At 40.4% G+C, this 18,886-nt stretch carries 12 protein-coding genes; 5 read left to right on the top strand and 7 right to left on the bottom strand.

What is annotated here, in order from left to right; translation table 11 throughout:
- The gene (locus K2F45_RS04120; RefSeq protein WP_248933027.1) at positions 1-2,529 is read left to right on the top strand and encodes an OstA-like protein; all 2,529 of its coding nucleotides are present in this window, start codon (positions 1-3) and stop codon (positions 2,527-2,529) included.
- A 163-nt stretch (positions 2,530-2,692) separates the two neighbouring features.
- Here the strand turns inward: K2F45_RS04120 and K2F45_RS04115 are convergent, their stop codons facing one another.
- On the bottom strand, positions 2,693-3,268 hold the full coding sequence (locus K2F45_RS04115; RefSeq protein WP_075991074.1) for a non-canonical purine NTP diphosphatase: 576 nt from the start codon (positions 3,266-3,268) through the stop codon (positions 2,693-2,695).
- A 205-nt stretch (positions 3,269-3,473) separates the two neighbouring features.
- Here K2F45_RS04115 and K2F45_RS04110 point away from each other — a divergent pair, with 205 nt between their 5' ends.
- On the top strand, positions 3,474-4,085 hold the full coding sequence (locus tag K2F45_RS04110; protein ID WP_075991073.1) for a hypothetical protein: 612 nt from the start codon (positions 3,474-3,476) through the stop codon (positions 4,083-4,085).
- Between the two features lie 89 nt (positions 4,086-4,174).
- Positions 4,175-5,182 (top strand): energy transducer TonB, encoded by a 1,008-nt coding sequence (locus K2F45_RS04105; protein WP_248933026.1) that lies wholly within the window; start codon positions 4,175-4,177, stop codon positions 5,180-5,182.
- A 13-nt stretch (positions 5,183-5,195) separates the two neighbouring features.
- Here the strand turns inward: K2F45_RS04105 and K2F45_RS04100 are convergent, their stop codons facing one another.
- The 6 genes from K2F45_RS04100 to K2F45_RS04075 form a co-directional block, all read right to left on the bottom strand.
- The gene (locus K2F45_RS04100; RefSeq protein ID WP_237241975.1) at positions 5,196-5,858 is read right to left on the bottom strand and encodes a hypothetical protein; all 663 of its coding nucleotides are present in this window, start codon (positions 5,856-5,858) and stop codon (positions 5,196-5,198) included.
- 91 nt (positions 5,859-5,949) lie between these two features.
- Entirely contained in the window at positions 5,950-6,930 is a 981-nt protein-coding gene (locus K2F45_RS04095) for a deoxyhypusine synthase family protein (RefSeq protein WP_046674101.1), read from the bottom strand.
- A gap of 139 nt (positions 6,931-7,069) precedes the next feature.
- Positions 7,070-9,292 carry an outer membrane beta-barrel protein gene (locus K2F45_RS04090; protein ID WP_083663484.1) on the bottom strand — a complete coding sequence of 741 codons (2,223 nt, stop codon included), beginning with the start codon at positions 9,290-9,292 and terminating at the stop codon, positions 7,070-7,072.
- A 21-nt stretch (positions 9,293-9,313) separates the two neighbouring features.
- Positions 9,314-10,789, bottom strand: a complete 1,476-nt coding sequence (locus K2F45_RS04085; RefSeq protein WP_075991070.1) for an N-acetylmuramoyl-L-alanine amidase — start codon at positions 10,787-10,789, stop codon at positions 9,314-9,316.
- On the bottom strand, positions 10,782-11,153 hold the full coding sequence (locus K2F45_RS04080; RefSeq protein WP_075991069.1) for a BlaI/MecI/CopY family transcriptional regulator: 372 nt from the start codon (positions 11,151-11,153) through the stop codon (positions 10,782-10,784). The genes K2F45_RS04085 and K2F45_RS04080 overlap by 8 nt, the downstream gene beginning before the upstream one ends.
- A gap of 253 nt (positions 11,154-11,406) precedes the next feature.
- Complete coding sequence (locus tag K2F45_RS04075; RefSeq protein ID WP_075991068.1) at positions 11,407-12,504, bottom strand: mandelate racemase/muconate lactonizing enzyme family protein; 1,098 nt, start codon at positions 12,502-12,504, stop codon at positions 11,407-11,409.
- 307 nt (positions 12,505-12,811) lie between these two features.
- Between K2F45_RS04075 and gltB the strand changes: the two genes are divergently transcribed.
- Together gltB and K2F45_RS04065 are read left to right on the top strand one after the other, a co-directional pair.
- A complete protein-coding gene (gene gltB / locus K2F45_RS04070; protein ID WP_075991067.1) occupies positions 12,812-17,326 on the top strand; it encodes a glutamate synthase large subunit in 4,515 nt (1,504 codons plus the stop codon).
- Between the two features lie 17 nt (positions 17,327-17,343).
- On the top strand, positions 17,344-18,804 hold the full coding sequence (locus K2F45_RS04065) for a glutamate synthase subunit beta (RefSeq protein ID WP_075991066.1): 1,461 nt from the start codon (positions 17,344-17,346) through the stop codon (positions 18,802-18,804).
- Positions 18,805-18,886 lie beyond the last annotated feature (82 nt).

Below are 18,886 nucleotides of genomic sequence, written 5' to 3'. Positions count from 1 at the left end.
GTGAAACAATACATTTATACACTTTTTGTATTTATTTTAACTGGCTTGTCGGTCCAAGCGCAGAAACAGGATGAACTAAAGCTTCTTTCATCATCCCATATTATTACTGGAAAAGACGGCAATATCCTCTTTTACCGCCCAGTCTATGAACATGTAGGCTCAACGCTATCATCAGATAGTGGCTATTTACACAAAGACAACATTGGGAGACAATTTTTTGAAGCCTTTGGAAATGTAATCATTACTCAACCCGACGGTACGCAGATTTTTTCCAATAAATTGCATTATGAAGCCGCCATGCAGCTCGCTACACTTACGGGCGCTGTACGAATGGTCAGCACCAATGGCTCTATACTGACAACCGATCACCTTGTCTATAATATGCGAAGTAAAATCGGTAATTATTACAGTGGTGGGCGTATTCTATCAGGAAGTGATACAATTACAAGCCAGCGAGCTACTTATTTCGAAAATACAGGGGAATCTTATTTCAATCAAAAAGTTGTGGTCCGATCAACCAATGTAAAAGTCTACACGGACTCCATGAAATATAATGGTAATACTCGCATTACTGATTTCTATGGGCCTACCAATATCAAGGGAAATAAAGGGGAAAACCTGTATACTGAAAAAGGCCGATACCATATGGCAACGGGCCAGGCTTATTTCTCTAAAAACAACCTCTACACAGAAGGGACAAAGTTTCTTAAGGGAGACAGCCTATTCTACGATAGACAAGTGGGAATCGGTAAAGCCGTAAAAAATGTGGTCTTTGTTGATACCTTAGACAAATTTTACGCCTATGGTGGATTTGGTTTGTACAACGGGAAAAACGAATCCATTACGATGACAGACAAACCCCTGATCATTTCGGTTGTCAAAAAAGATTCAACACAAAAAGATTCTGTATCTTCTTTGTCTCCTGTCCAACAAAAATCGGAGAAAGAGCTAAAAAATGAAGCTAAAGAATTGAAGAAGATTGAAAAAGAACAACACAAAGATGACCTCAGATCAAATAAAACTACATCGCAAGTTGCTCTAGAAGAAAAGGAACATCCAGGTAAAAATATCAAAAGCGGCAATAATAAGCCACTTAAGGATGATTCACAGGTAGATTCTGTTTTTATGACAGCCGACACGCTCTTCTCACAGATGATATTTCGCCGGGATTATATTGCAAGAGATTTTAAATTGAATCGTGAAGGTGGGGCTATTGAGGATGACAATGAGGTCGATTATGGTGATCAGGATTCCAGCTCAACAACAGTTGATTCCACGGGTACATTAGAAAACATAAAAGATGACCTTCACAAGGGAATAGACAGTTTGCCTAAAAAAGACAGCAGCAAACCGGTTCTTGAAAAGAGCATTAAAAAAGTACAAGATACACTTACAAATAAGAAACCGATTGCAGCAAAGAAAACACCAGCTATTGTCGGTGATCAAAACAAGATAGAAATTGAAAAAAATCTCAAGGCTGATAGTGTATTGCGTAAAAAAGCGATCATCCCGAAAGGCGGTGAATCCGATAAACTGATGGGAGCAGCTTTAAAAAATGCCCAACAGGGTAAACGGGATTCTCTCGCCCAGGATACGGCCAAAACACGGATTATAAAGGCATACTATAATGCCCGATTATTTAAATCGGACTTGCAAGCAGTAGCGGATTCTATGTATTATGGTATGCAAGATTCCATGTTCAGACTGATGGGGAAACCAATGATGTGGGCTGAAAACTCACAAATATCCGGAGATACCATATTCCTACAGGTAAAGAATCAAAAATTGGACAATTCACTACTTGTCGGTAACGCTTTCATGGTAAACGCAACAAGTGACTCATTGAAATTCAATCAGATTAAAGGTCGGAAGATTACCAGCTTTTTCACCAATAACCGTATGGAACGTCTGTTTGTTGATGGCAACGCTGAAAATATATTCTACAATATTGATGAAAAGACCAATGTAACTACTGAGCTTATCCATGATCGAAGCAGTCGTTTCAAGATCTTGATGGAAGATAATAAGCTGAAGGAATATGTATCTATTCGGAAAGTGGATGGCAAAGTCTATCCTATTGCTGAAGTCACGGCCGACAAGGAGTTTCTTCCGAATTTCACTTGGCGCCCCGAAGATCGACCTAAATCAAAAGATGATTTATTAAATCGAAAAAGGGATCTTTCAAAAGCGTCATTTACGGTTCCAGCGGCACCAGAAGGTGAAGAATCTGGAACAATGAAGTCTATTAAGAAAGGCGATAAAACAACTACCCCCCAAAAAGGTGTCACCAAGAAAGCTGGTGCTAACGAAACGCTCGAGAAAGAAAAAGAGGTAGACGCTACAAACAATAAATCAAGCGCTGTCACCAAAACAGCCAAGCCATCTGAAACAACGACTAAAGCCAACGCTACAAAAACAAATGTAAAGACCGCAACCGACAAAGTTGCTGCAAAGTCCGACTCAACAACTAATAAATCGACGATAATACCTGCACAAGATAGTACACAGACAAAAGTAAAAGCCAAATAACCGGCCAATACTGAGTCGCATAAAAAAGCAGCGCAAAACAAATTGTTTTGCGCTGCTTTTTTGTATTTAAGGCTATCTGCTGATCCTATCAGATGTGCTCATTCCCTACCTCAGATAAATGGAAATTTCTATTTTACAACTCAAATGAGTTCCTTAATATAACCTATTTTGTTTTTAGGTATTCAGCAAGTTTACCGACAGCAATCGCGCGATGGCTTATGCTGTTTTTTTCCAGGGCAGTCATCTCCGCAAAAGTTTTATCATAGCCATTCGGAATAAAAATGGGATCATAACCAAAACCATCAATACCCTTACGTTCTTCAATAATTTTCCCCTCGATACTTCCTTCAAAAAAGTGCTGTTGCTCATTCAAATATAATGAAATAACTGTTTTGAATCGCGCTGTACGATTGGGGTTATCGCCTAAATTTTCCAGGACAAGATCAATATTCTTTTCCATATCCCTCGATCCGGAATAACGTGCTGAATAAACTCCAGGCTCGCCATTTAATGCATCAATTTCCAAGCCTGAATCATCTCCAAAACAGTAAAGACCATATTTGTTCACCAAATAGTCCGTTTTCTGCTGGGCATTTTCTTCAAAGGTCGCTCCCGTCTCTGGAATATCATCCTGACAGTCAATATCGTTTAAACTTTTAATGACAAAAGCATCCCCCACGATCGCTTGGACCTCTTCTAGTTTATGGGCATTATTGGTTGCAAACACTAGTTCTAGCATCTTCTTGAAAATAAAGTAAAATCCAAAAGTAAGAAATACTTACGACACTATGCTATTTATACCTCCCTCCCGAAAAACTCCATCAACTCCTTAATAAAAAATTACAACACGTATTCAGATCCGGCTTCAAATTACTTCGTAATACACATTTGGTAAGAAAAGAATTTTTAATTTATATTTACGCATTATTAACCCACTAACAAAAATGAAAAGTTTAAATGTTGCAATTAAATTAATGCTACTTGTATTGATGGCTATCCCTGCGGTTTCTATCGCACAAAGCTTAAAAGTTCTATCCGGAAATTTTAATTTTTTACAAGATCAGAAAGAGCTAAATGTTCAATTTGATTATACCCCATTAACGTTTTACAATGAGAAAATCACAGAGGAAGAATATGTCAAAAGAAGGGTAAAGGAGATTTCCGACAGCAAAGGAAAAATGGAAGGAGAAATCTGGAAATCCGATTGGGAACAATCAAAAGCAAATGATTTTCAGAATAAATTCATCTCTTTACTGAACAGAAATGTGAATATCGAAAGCAGCAAAAATCCAAATGCGAAATATACACTTATTGTGCAATCCATATGGATTTACCCAGGCTGGTATGCTGGCGTAATGGCACAGGCAGCCAAAGTGAGTACAGTTCTTAAATTTGTTGAAACAGAAAATCCATCGCATGTATTGCTGGAAATAAATAGTGAAAAAGCTCCTGGAAGTGCTTATGGTGGTGTTGCAAACAACAACGATAGAATGGCAGAAGGTTATGCCAAGACAGGTAAATCGCTAGGAAAATTAATCGCAAAGAAGATTAAATAGTACATGTTACATGCGGGCGTGAGCTACGGCTTGCCCCCGTTTGATTTGCTTAGTTTTAAAATAACTTCTGGATATTAAATATCTTATTTATGAAAAGAGTCTTATTACAATTATTATGTTTATTGCTGTTTGGAATTAGCAGGGCCAACGCCCAATATTATTTGGACGAAACCGGAAATCATACAACAGATATGAACAAAGCCTATTATTCAAGGAAAGTTACTCCCGAATTTAAAGATGGTAAACAGCAATATATTGTTTTGGAAAAATTTGTTAGCAATGATAAAGTCAAAACAAGCGGAATATCGTTGTCCGGTAAGGCACCCTATAATTATATCGGGCATAAAGAGACCTACTACCCAGATGGCATGCCTAAAAGCAAAGAAACATTTAATGCTAAAGGATATTTGATCGATACGGCTTACTATTATTATCCATCTGGAAAAATCCACTTAATAACACTTAATAATGGAACCAATAACATAACTTGGCAATATAATAGTACCACACAATATCTAGCCTATTTTGATTCTTTAGGAATAAGAAAAATTGAAAATGGGAATGGGATTATACATTTTAAAACCGGATTTAAAAATGATTTTGAGGAAGGCCCTTTAGTTAATAACAAGCGTGAAGGTGAATGGCAAGGAAAGAGTACTGATATTATCCCACATACATTCAAAGAATACTATAAAGATGATAATCTGTTATATGGCGAAATGACCAAAAACGATGGAACTATATCACGTTACGATTCTACGAATTATAATATTGATCCGACCTATTCTGAAGGAATAGGGAAGTTAATGCAATTTATCTCAAATAATTATAATTGTCCATCAAAAGCTTTAAAAGCTGGTGCAAGTGGCATAATCCTTATTGGCTTTTTTATTGAAAAGGATGGTAGTTTATCTGATTTTAGGATCTTTCAGGACCTCGGATTTGGCACTGGAGATGCGGGAATAGCTGTCATCAAAAAATCGAAGAAATGGATCCCAAGGGTATATAAAGGCGAATCCGTTCGTGTTGCATACATGTTACCTATTCGGCTTAACCTGCAGAAAGATTCAAGAACCGTCGCAAAAGTTGGAAGTTAATCCCATTTACAAATTATGATACGATAAAAGTTTTAAATTCATTCCAGAACAGCTTCTTTTTATTCACATCAACAAACATCTCTTCAAAACTGAACGTATTAAAAACCGTTGCAATACGGCCTTTCATATAGGAATTATGTTCAATAAATGGAAGTTTCAAAGATGCAGGTTCCACACCCAACAATATAATCTTAGTCGGTTGGAAAAACTGCATAATGCGCTTAAAATCATTCGGGTTATGGGAATTTGCCAAATTGAGAACCGCAACAGTCTCTTTGGTCAATTTCAAGGCACCAATTGTTTTTTCAAAAGCGTCCAATGCAGCTGGAGAAAAGTAGGGATATTGCTCGTAGCGTAAAATAAAAAGTATTCCCTGATCCTTATTTCCTTGATATATAAATTCACCACCCAATACCTCCAGATGGTTAACAGTATCGCCGTCCCTGCCGGTCTCAATAGCCACAGCGGCCTGCTCCGCACCTACCCCCACTGCCACATACGAAGTATCCTTCGTTGTCGATGATGCTTGTACAACAGCTGTTTGTGCATGAACACTGTTCTCCTCCTGTAAAGGATGTGCAGACAGATTGGCTTGAAAATCAAAACCATTTCCAAAGATTGTTTCATCCATTAAGGTCTGAAGTGCAACGGGATTATCTGTTGTAAGATTGCTCATCGGGAAAAGAAATATTAGACAGTAAAGATAAAGAAGAAAAAGAGAAAAGAAAAAGGAGCGAAGAATCGCTCCTTTCTATATGTCAAAAAGATTAATGACCTAAGATATACGAGAAGATTAATGGTGCAACGATCGTCGCGTCAGATTCTACGATAAATTTAGGTGTATCAATATCTAATTTGCCCCAAGTGATTTTCTCGTTTGGAACAGCACCAGAGTAAGAACCATACGAAGTTGTTGAATCTGAAATTTGACAGAAATAAGCCCAGAAAGGTACTTCTTCCCATTCAAGATCTTGATACATCATCGGAACTACACAGATTGGGAAGTCACCAGAAATACCACCTGCGATTTGGAAAAATCCAACACCTTTACCTGCTGAGTTGTTACGGTACCACTCTGTCAAATAAATCATGTACTCAATACCAGATTTAACAGTACTCGCTTTCAATTTACCTTTGATCACATTGGAAGCGAAGATATTACCTGTCGTTGAATCTTCCCATCCTGGACATACAATTGGTAAATTTTTCTCAGCAGCAGCAACAATCCAAGAATCTTTTGGGTCGATTTCATAATATTGCTCCAACACACCAGAGTTAACAACCTGATAAAGAAACTCATGTGGTAAGTAACGCTCACCTTTAGCCTCAGCAGCATGCCAAACATCTTCAAGATGTTTCTGCAAACGACGGAAAGCTTCCTCTTCCGGAATACAAGTATCTGTAACACGATTATAGTGATTATCCAATAACTCTCTTTCTTGCTCAGCTGTCAAATCTCTATAATTCGGGATTCTTTTGTAGTGTGAGTGTGCCACAAGGTTCATCACATCCTCTTCCAAATTAGCACCAGTACAAGAAATAAAGTGTACTTTATCTTGACGGATCATTTCTGCCAAAGAAACACCCAATTCAGCAGTAGACATTGCACCTCCCAAAGAGATCAACATTTTTCCACCATCCAATAGATGTTCCTCGTAACCTTTTGCAGCATCTACTAATGCAGCTGCGTTAAAGTGACGGTAATTATGCTCAATAAATTGAGAAATAGGTCCTTTTTGAGTACTCATGATATTTTCTAACTTTTATAAAATAATAAGTACCGCAAATGTACTGAATATAATCTATTTTCGTCCCAATAGAGATTCAAAACGCGTATAGACCACATTTTTTTAACAAATGTAAAAAAATGGTATTCCAAGGCTGCGATTATAAACGTGACACTTCTCCTTCAATCGAAGTCTGTTTGATCTTTTGCTTTTTATAAAGGCCAAATGTATAGTTAAAATTTAGTCCAATAATTCTTGAATCGACCACTGTTTTAGAATAAATGTTGAATCCCTGTCCCAAAATCTCTCGTTTCAAAACACGGCTATGAAACAGATCCCGTGCTGTCAGCGCAAGACTTAACGCATTCGAAAATTGCTTATTGACCGCCAGATGCATTCCATATAAAGGTTTTATGACTGTCTGTGCATAAAGCACATTAGTTCGGTATGAGTTTGTCCAATTTACAGTCATTTGATAAGGTAAATTTAACTGCATCATAAAATTACCCTGAAAGGACCAAATCCCCCGATTGATCAGAAGATCATTCAAATCTGTTGGTATATTTTTATAATGTATATATTGAATCTGACCAAAACCATAGAGCATCAAATTTTTAACAATGGCTTTTCCCATATTCATCGAGATAGCAGCACTCTTAACACCGGCAATATTCTGATAGGTTTGCGTATAATTTTGCGCACTAAGCTGATGGACCATGGAGATATAATTCCGATGATTGATCAAAGAAAGTCCAATATTCCATTTTTGACCATGAACATATTTAAGATCCATATTATCTGACAATTGAGCGGAAAGCTGTGCATTACCCTGATAGCTTGTGCTTGGATCGAAAAAGAAAATGGAAGGGTTCAGATCTTGATAATTAGGCCGTGATATTCTTCGCCCATACGCGAACTGTACCGCTTGACCACTATTTTCAGCTATTCGATAAATACCAAACACTGTCGGGAATAGATTGCACATTTGCTTCCTCCCATTCGTGTTTCGATCTATGTAGTCAATTTTCGTCTGAAATTGTGCGTATTCAGCCCGTACACCTAATTTAATCTCCCATTGCGCAAGTTTTAGTTGAAAATCCGTATAAATCGCTTCCAGGTATTCGGTTTGTTTAAAAGTATTTTCTAGGCTATCATCGTCGACCATTACATACTCTTTTTCCCCTTTTTGATAATGTCCATACGATTGACGTTGGGACCGACTCGCCTGAAAGCCTGCTTCCATAGAAAAGGATCCGCTAAGTTTCCGTTGAAAATCACCCCTGATACCAAAAAGATCGACAGAGAACGGGTTATTTGAGCGCAAAAATTGCTGCTGCTCTTGCTGGTCAGAAAAAAAAGGTACTGTCCTTGTCTTCAAGTCCTGTTTCCTAATACTGCTGTAACGCAAATAATCAAAATCGAACTGAAGCGCTTTATTCTTATTTTCCCCAGCAAAATCATAGTGAAGATTTATACTATTTCTATGCAGCGGATTTCTCAGGTTACTCGTTGAAGCAGTGGATTGCTTCAATGTTCCATTGGCTGAAAAATCATTTTGATAGACGCCTATCTCCTCATAATTATTGCGGAGATAATTCCAGCTCAGTTCAACAGACGACTGCTTGTCGATCCGATAATTCATGCCCAGACGACCATTTAATTCATGCGTGCTATTCGTTTCCTTATTCAGCTGTCCGATCACATAATGAACATTTTCACTATACGCAAGTTCACGCTTACGGTAAACATCAAAATAATTCGAAGAGCGTGAAACGGAAAAACTGGAGTTTAAGGTCCATCTCTTCATTCCATACTGCAGGCTCAAACCATTATTATACTTCCAAAGCCTACCTTTTGATGCTCCTAAAAAAACATTTCCTTTTAGACCTTTCAGTACATCCTTTTTTATACGAATATCAATTACTCCACCAGCCCCTTCCGCACTCCATTTCGCAGGTGGTATAGTCATGAGATCAATGCTCTCTAAAGAGCTTGCTGGTATAGATTTTAAAAAGCTGATCAAGGAAGTTCCGGTTAGATAGGTCTGCTTGCCATTGATGGTAATCAATACGCCCGTTTTTCCCTGTAACGACAAATTGCCTAATTCGTCTACCTCTATACTCGGAATGGTATTTAAAACAGCGAAAGTATTTCCATTCAATAAAATGGGATTGCTGCCTGGTCGAATACGGACCCGATCCAAAAGCTGCTGCTCGAGAGGCCTTGCCCCCTCTACAAGCACTGTATCTATCCGTCTTGAATCGGATCCAGCCTTTCCCAGCATCATACTGTCAGTTAATTGTTGTTTAGTTTTGGGAACCATTTGTGCCGATAACAGACATGGCAATGCCATGGATAACCATAAGAGTATCCTAAACTTCATGATATACACAAAAATTAGTGCTTAGTGTTCGAAACTTTGATCTATAGCGTGGGCTAGTTTATTGACAAAGTCAGGTTTCACATTTTTATCAATGGCATTGATATTATCTAGCTCAAGGAGAAGCGCCGGTATTTTAGCACCACGTAAAATCGCTAGCTTTGTATTTATCGCTGGAGCACTCGCAGCCAGTCCATTCTGTTGCAACCTTAGTCCCAAACTAAATGCAAATTTGCGGTTAAGCTCTTCTAGCATCGTATGATTAACCCCCGATTGATATAATATTCGAATAGGAAGAGATTGTTTGTCCTTTACATTGTCGAAATGGATCGATAGCAATAAATCCCCCTCAAAGTTCGATCGGTCTCTAAGTAATTTATATTCATCAGCAGCCCTTGACATCACTACTTTGTACCCCGTGCGCTCCAGCTCTTGTTTCAAGAGTAAACAGGTTTCCCAGGTCAATGATTTTTCTTCCAATCCGAAAGATGAAATCCCCCCCGTGTCTTTCCCACCGTGTCCAGGGTCAAGGATGATCGTTTTAGACGGATTCTTTTTCCCATTTAAAGATGCGAAAAACCAAACGCTCTTCGGTGGATTAATAAAAGAGTAAAATAGCAGTAAAAGGCCTAACAAAGGAACCGTCAATACGTATTGCCATCTTTTCTTTTTGGAGGAAGGTTTTGCCATCATGGCCTGAACCCGTTCAACCAGCTCATGCCTATTGTTAAATAAACTGCTCTGCAATCCAGCAGGACAGGACTGCTGTGTTAAAGTCAGTAGAAAACGAGCATAGCCGCCGTTACCATATCGATTGGCCAACACCTCGTCAACCTGATACTCATGCACCAAATACAGCTGTCTACGCATCCGATAAACAAATGGATTTAGCCAAAAAAGGCAACGAAAAATTTCTATAAACAATTTATCCCGGCGATGGTTAAAAACAATATGCTGGCTCTCATGTTCAAAAATCAATTTTCCATCTGGCGTATCAAGCTGATCTTCTTCCATAACAATTACATGCTGAACTGAACAATTTGCATAATTTCCAAAGGGAGCAACCATCGTAAATCCTTCAAATTGATACTGACTCAGGCGTCCAATACGACGACCTAAGCGGATATAGCGTAACGCAAATCGGCATAACAAAATAAAAGATACAAGCAGATAACCATAAGCAATGCCATATCCAATCGAAAAGGAATGCCAGAAAGAATCGACCATTTCTGTTTCAGATACGAGATCACCCGAAGCTCCTATCGAATGAGCAACTGTGTTCGATTGTTCAAAAGCGAGCACTGGACTTGTCGGCGAAAGAAATAGTTCGCCCAAACGTACCGTTCCAAACGGCAGAAGCAAACTCAACAAACATAAACCCAGGATAAAATAACGGTTCCATTGAAAAAATGAAAGCTGTCTGAATACCAGAAAATAAAGAACTCCCCCAATTACCAGACTGCAGTTAACTTCTAATAAATAATAAAGTAAGCTATTCATGATCTTCGTGTTTTTTGATGAGTTGTTCTATTTTCTGAATATCCTCTGCCGAAAGCTTCTTTTCTTTTACCATAAAAGACAGTAAATTCTCGACCGAATCATCAAAATAATGATCGAGCACTCTTGAGAATGATAACTTTCGGTATTGCATCTTCGAAATCAAAGGATAATATTGATAAGTCTTTCCGAAGGCCCTATAACCTACATACCCTTTCTTTTCCAATATTCTTACAATCGAGGAGATTGTATTATAGGGTATGGAACTACTTGGATCCAGATACTCAATAATATCTTTGACAAAGACCTCGTTGAGCTTCCAGATCACCTGCATAACTTCCTCTTCTCTTTTTGTTAATTCTTCCATAATTTGATACGTTGTTTATACTAACATAAAGCTATAACTTATTTTTCAGTTTTACAACTTCAAAATAAGTTATAAAACTGAAAAATAAGTTTACAGAAGATATTCAATCAAAAAAAAGCTATTAAAACCTACTTTTTCAACAGCTTAGAGAAAAACAAATAGGCCGCCACCAAAAAGATAACGATAATAATCAGGACGATAATCTCTTGTGTCCCTATTCCCCAGTTCATACTATTCATAATTTTTTTCCAATTTAAATGATCCATTTCTCGCATTGATCTAAAAAAGTTTGGTCTATATCTGCGCCGATTCCAATTTGGTCTGAGATATGTATTTTGTATCCGTCATATTGAATACCGCCGATAACAGGATCCTCCAGATGGCCAACCATACAAGTGTCTAGATCAAAAAACTTGACATTCGGGGCAGCATACGCGAAATGTACTTTAGCAGCCAAAGCCAAGCGAGATTCCAGCATCCCTCCGATCATACACGTAATGCCGTATTCCGCGGCAATATGATTAATTTTTAAGGCTTCTTGAATACCTCCTGATTTCGAAAATTTAATATTGATATAATCGCAAGCATCAGCTTTACAGAGGCGCTCTGCGTCATGGTGAGAATAAACAGATTCATCCGCCATCACGGGAACAATAGTTTCTGTGCGCAATTGCGGTAAATATTCGTCATCCCAGGTACGCATTGGTTGCTCACAAAATTGTATCTTAAAAGGTTCCAGCCCCTGCAAAGCTTCTATTGCCCCCGCATAAGACCAGCCTTGATTTGCATCAACTCGAATAGGCATTTCGAATCCAACAGCCTTACGTATTTCACGAATACGGGCAATATCCGTTTTTGGCTCCTTCCCCAGTTTAACTTTAAACATGACCGCACCTTCGTCCTGTAAACGCTTTGCCTTCAGCGCCATCTCTTCCGGAGATGCAATTCCTAAAGTGATATCTGTCGTAATCTCTCGTTTCGTTCCCTTTAGAAACTGATAAAGCGGTAGACCAGCATGCTTGGCGGCCAAATCATACAAGGCCATATCAAAAGCCGATTTGATCGTTTTGTTACCGGCAATATACAAATCCAATTCAGCCAAACGCTCCTCTATGGCCAAGGGATCGCGCCCCTTCCAGATCTTTGCAAAATCTCTTGCCAGAACTAAGCAAGTATCTTGTGTTTCTCCTACGATCATCGGAAAGGCAGAACATTCGCCCACACCATATATATTGGCATCGGTATATATACGTATAAAAGTATTTTGCGCATAGTCCATTGTCCCTGTCGCAATGACAAAAGGTTCCATAGGAATGCTTAATCGATAAATTTCAATTTCAGTTATTTTCATCTCATTCTCTTTAGTTAAGCCATGTCGATACAGCATAAAAGGATATGCAATACTTTGCCTAATTTATATATATTCTCGCAATCTTGGGATGCTTTTTCCATATCCCACAAAAAAATATTGCCAAATGTTGCATTATTCAGCTACGCATCAAACTGTATTAACAGCCACGAATACCAAATACAATATCAGCAACAAAACCTGTTAAAAGAAATGATAAAATCAAATTAAATACATTTTCATTATAATATTTATAATATTTACGATTTTTATTCCTATATTAGCAATCATAATTATTTGAAAAGGAAAGATGATCGAACAGAGACCGAAAACGGAGGGCCTTTACGACCCTAATTTTGAGCATGACGCCTGTGGGGTAGGCTTTGTCGCCCATATCAAAGGAAATAAATCACACGCACAAGTCAAGGATGCATTGACCATGTTGGAAAATATGGAACACCGCGGTGCTTGTGGCTGTGACCCAGAAAGCGGTGATGGAGCAGGTATCATGATCCAGCTTCCCCATGAATTTTTATGGGAAGAATGTATCAACTTGGGTATACAACTGGAGGAGCCAGGTTATTATGGCACAGGTATGGTCTTTCTTCCTAAAGAAGAAGACATGAACAAAATATGTCGGGACTTGATTGAGGAAGCGGCAGCAGAAAGGGGTATGAAATTCCTTGGCTACCGTCCAGTACCAGTCAATCGTGAAGGTATTGGACCAACAGCGCTCAGTGCAGAACCTGAAATTGTCCAATTTTTTGTCAGCAGACCGGACGGCGTTTCAAACACTGAAGAATTTGAACGCAAACTTTTTGTACTACGTCGCCTGATCATTCAAAAAGTTAAACAACAACAAGAATACCCTCTCCCGCTTTACTTTGCATCGCTTTCTTGCAAAACAATTATTTACAAAGGTCAATTAACAACATACCAGGTCGGAACTTATTATCTTGATTTACGCGATCCTCGTGTGGTATCTGCTTTTGGCTTAGTTCACTCGCGCTTTTCCACCAATACCTTCCCTTCATGGTCCCTCGCACAGCCATTCCGTATGCTGGCACACAATGGCGAGATCAACACGTTGACAGGTAACCTGAATTGGTTTTATGCAGGTATGCGCGCTTTATCATCGCCCTATTTTACAGAAGAAGAGATGGAAATCTTACTTCCAATCGTTGACCGTGGTCAGTCCGATTCGGCCTGCCTTGACAATGTAGCGGAACTTCTTTTACACAGTGGTCGTAGCCTCACCCATGTCATGTTGATGTTAGTCCCTGAAGCTTGGGATGGCAATACACAAATGGATCCTCTAAAACGTGCTTTCTACGAATACCATGCGACGTTGATGGAGCCTTGGGACGGTCCTGCAGCACTCTGCTTCACCGATGGTAAGCATATTGGCGCTACATTAGACCGCAACGGCTTACGTCCACTACGTTATGCCGTAACCTCAGACGACCGCGTCGTTGTTGCTTCTGAAGCGGGAGCTCTTCCGATCGAGGAGTCTACCATCATCAAAAAAGGCCGTCAACAAGCAGGCAAGATTTTTCTTGTCGACATGGAACAGGGCCGTATCCTCACCGATAACGAAGTAAAAGACCAGCTGATCAACCAGCAGCCCTATAGCGATTGGTTGGACAATTACAAAATCAAACTGGAAGAACTGGAAGAACCTCGTGTAACCTACACCTATCTTTCCAAAGATTCCGTTTTCAAATATCAAAAGACATTTGGTTTCTCCCGCGAGGATCTGGAAACCATCCTGACTCCAATGGCATTGACAGGGTACGAACCGACAGGCTCAATGGGGTCCGATGTTCCGCTGGCCATTCTTTCCGATCAACCACAGCATATTTCAAGTTATTTTAAGCAATTTTTTGCCCAAGTAACCAACCCGCCAATCGATCCGATTCGCGAACGCTTGGTCATGAGTTTAGCAACATTCATCGGTAATGCAGGCAATATCCTGATCGAAGACAAGAAATTCTGTCACTGTGTGACTTTGCCGCATCCAATCTTGACCTCCAAAGAACTGGAGAAATTGCGTTCGATCGATACAGGATTGTTCCAAGCAAAAACCATTCAGTCTTATTTCCGCTCTGATGGTAAACCTGGATCATTGGAAGCAGGTCTGGAACGCTTGTGCCGCTATGCGGATGATGCCGTACGTGATGGTTTTGAAGTCTTAATTCTCTCAGATCGTGCGATCGATTCCAAACACGCGGCGATACCATCGTTACTAGCTGTTTCGGCCGTCCATCACCACTTGATCAAAACAGGTAACCGTGGCGCTGTAGGTCTCGTGGTCGAAGCCGGTGATGCTTGGGAAGTGCACCATTTTGCCTGCCTATTAGCTTTCGGTGCCACTGCGATCAACCCTTATATGGCATTGGCGAGCATCCGTACGATGAAGGAACAAAATACCTTAGATACAGAGCTCACTTGGCCAGAATTATCAAAAAACTACGTCAAGGCCGTCAATAATGGTCTGTTGAAAATTTTCTCCAAAATGGGGATCTCCACATTGCAATCCTACCACGGAGCACAGATCTTCGAGGTACTCGGCATCGACAAATCTGTCGTTGATAAATTTTTCTGCGGAGCAGTCTCACGTATCGGTGGCATGACATTAGATGATCTTGCCAAAGAAGCCCTCTCGAAACACTGGCGTGGATTTGAAAAAAGCCGTACACCGCAAAATCTATTGCCAGAAGGCGGTATTTACCAATGGAAACGCCGCGGTGAAGGCCACCTTTGGAATCCCGACACGATTCACCTATTGCAACAGGCCTGTCGCACCGGAGACTACGCAACCTATAAAAAATATGCACAGAAAATCAATGAGCAGAAGGAACATATGTTTACCCTTCGTGGATTGTTGGACTTTGCAAAACATCGCAACTCTATTCCGTTGGAGCAAGTAGAACCTGCTAGTGAAATTCTAAAACGTTTCGCAACCGGGGCGATGTCCTTTGGGTCAATTTCCCACGAAGCGCATAGTACCCTTGCCATCGCCATGAACCGCATCGGTGCAAAATCGAACACCGGTGAAGGTGGAGAAGATGAATTGCGTTATCAACCGCTTCCCAATGGAGATTCTATGCGCTCGGCAATTAAACAGGTTGCCTCGGCTCGTTTTGGTGTCACGTCCAATTATCTGACACAAGCGGACGAACTACAAATCAAAATGGCCCAAGGTGCAAAACCGGGAGAAGGAGGTCAATTACCTGGCCCCAAAGTGGATGCCTGGATTGCAAAAACCAGACACTCGACACCGGGTGTCGGTCTGATTTCACCACCACCCCATCACGATATTTACTCTATCGAAGATTTAGCGCAGCTGATCTTTGATCTAAAGAATGCTAACCGTCAAGCAAGAATCAACGTAAAATTGGTCTCTAAAGCTGGTGTTGGTACCATTGCTGCCGGAGTTGCAAAAGCCCATGCCGACGTCATTCTTATTGCAGGATTTGATGGTGGTACAGGTGCATCTCCAATCAGTTCAATCAAGCATGCTGGACTACCTTGGGAATTAGGCCTTGCAGAAGCGCATCAGACACTTGTTAAAAACAAATTGCGCAGTCGCGTCGTATTACAAGCGGACGGCCAGGTGAAAACAGGTCGCGACATCATCATCGCTACACTATTGGGCGCTGAGGAATGGGGCGTATCGACAGCAGCATTGGTTGCCGGCGGCTGTATCATGATGCGTAAATGCCATCTTAATACATGTCCTGTAGGTGTTGCAACCCAAGATCCAGAACTGCGTAAATTATTCTCTGGAAAACCAGAAGATATTGTCAACTTATTTACCTTCCTTGCAGAGGAGGTCCGTGAAACAATGGCTTATCTAGGCTTCCGTACCATCAACGAAATGGTGGGAAGAGCCCAGTTCTTAAAAAAACGTGAAAATATCGATCATTGGAAAGCAAAGAAAATTGACTTTACCGACATCTTGCACGTGGAACGTAACGAGCCTGGACAATCGTTATACAATACCGAAGAGCAGGATCACGGTATGGCCATGATCTTGGATTGGGGCTTATTAAAACAGTCTAAATTAGCTCTTGAGAGCAAAACTCCTGTGTTTGGCACCTTTAAGGTCAAAAATACAGACCGTACGATCGGAACAATGTTATCCAATGAAATTTCAAAACTCTACGGTTCTGAAGGCCTGCCTGATAATACCATCAATTTCAAATTTGAAGGTTCGGCCGGACAAAGTTTCGGTGCATTTTCAACAAAGGGTCTTTCATTTGAATTACAAGGTGAAGCCAATGATTATGTTGGAAAAGGGCTATCAGGAGCTCAGCTAGCAATCTATCCAGTTGCAGAAAGTGCTCTCGTACCGGAAGATAATATCATTATCGGCAACGTTGCACTATTTGGAGCAACATCCGGACATCTATTCGTCAACGGACAGGCCGGCGAACGCTTCGCTGTACGTAACTCAGGTGCAACAGCTGTCGTTGAGGGTGTTGGTGACCATGGCTGTGAGTACATGACTGGAGGTCGTGCACTGATCTTAGGGGCAACGGGTCGTAACTTTGCTGCCGGAATGAGCGGTGGTATCGCATGGATCTACGACATTAACGAAGATTTCCGCGAAAACTGTAATCAGGAAATGGTTGATCTGGATCCATTGGAAAGTGAAGACGAAACCGCAATTATCGCTTTGCTGAAACGTCATATTTTGCTTACCAATAGCCGTAGAGCAGATTTCATCCTGCAAAACTGGTCAAGAGAAAAAAATAAATTCATTAAGGTATTCCCTAGAGAATACAAAAATGTCATTCGTCAAAAATTAGTGGAAGCATAATATAGGAAGCACAGATCATGGGAAAAATTACAGGTTTTAAAGAATTTGAGCGCGTGCTTCCGACAAAAGAAGCTGTGGAAGGTCGCATAAAGCACTTTAAGGAATTCAATAAAGGATATTCAGAGAATGAGCTCAATAAGCAAGCTGCACGCTGTATGGATTGCGGCATTCCATTTTGCCATTCAGGTTGCCCACTGGGCAATGTCATCCCTGAATTTAACGATGCCGTATACGATGGAAAATGGGAAGAGGCCTATCAGATTTTGTCCTCCACCAATAACTTTCCTGAATTTACAGGTAGAATATGTCCGGCACCATGCGAATCAGCCTGTGTACTGGGCATACATAGTACTCCGATCACTATTGAGGAAATCGAAAAACATATTATTGAGATTGCTTTTAAAAAGGGTTATGTCAAAGCACATAAAAGCTATTTAAAAACAGGCAAACGCGTCGCTGTCGTGGGCTCTGGTCCAGCAGGACTAGCGGCTGCCGCTCAGCTCAATAAGGCTGGGCACGATGTTATCGTCTTCGAACGTGATGACCAGGTTGGAGGTTTACTCCGTTACGGTATTCCGGATTTTAAATTAGAAAAATCGGTGATCGATCGCCGTGTCAATCTCATGAAAGAATCGGGAATAGAATTCAAGGTTAACACAGAAGTTGGCAAAGATATCAGCTTTTATGAATTAAAAGCTTATGATGCAGTTATATTGGCCACCGGCTCAACCGTTCCTTGGCATATGCAATTGCCGGGACATGAAGCTAAAGGCATACATTTCGCTATGGACTTTTTGACCCAACAGAATAAAGAAGTAAGCGGAATAGCTATCGAACAAGACCGCATCTTGGCAACAGACAAACATGTTGTTGTCATCGGTGACGGTGATACCGGATCAGACTGTATTGGTACATCCAATCGTCATCGTGCAAAAAGTATTACACAGATTGCCCGCAAACCTACACCATCTAAACATCGCCTAAAGAACAATCCTTGGCCGATGGACAAGCTCACATTCGGAACCTCCTCTTCCCAAGAAGAAGGCTGTGAAAGACTTTGGGCTACAGAAACCCAGGAATTTGTCCAAGACGAAAATGGTCATATTAAGGGAGTAAAAATCAAGGAAGTTCAATACGAAGTTGATGAATTTGGAAAAAGAACCCGCTTAGGAGAATCCGAGATCCGTGAAATACCGGCAGACCTCGTATTACTGGCTATTGGTTATCAACATACTGAACATACGCTCTTAGAACAGTTAGGTGTTCGTGTAGATGAAAAAGGAAATATCCTTGCAAATGACAAAGACTACCAAACGACAATTGATAATATCTTTACAGCCGGAGACTGCCGTAAAGGCCAATCACTTGTTGTTTGGGCCATCTCCGAAGGACGCGAATGTGCTCGAAAAGTCGATGAATACCTAATGGGTTATTCAGAGCTTGAAAGCAAAGACTTCCTGACCACAATAAATGCTTAAAAGTAGGCCGCGCTCAACAGAGAGTTCATACAAGTGGTACACCAAGCCATCGTATAATCTTTAGCGATAAGAGCAAAAGCGT

Source organism: Sphingobacterium siyangense (assembly GCF_023277505.1).
GTDB lineage: Bacteria > Bacteroidota > Bacteroidia > Sphingobacteriales > Sphingobacteriaceae > Sphingobacterium > Sphingobacterium siyangense.
Note: the sequence above shows the minus strand (reverse complement) of the source record. Positions and strands in the feature narration are given on the sequence as shown.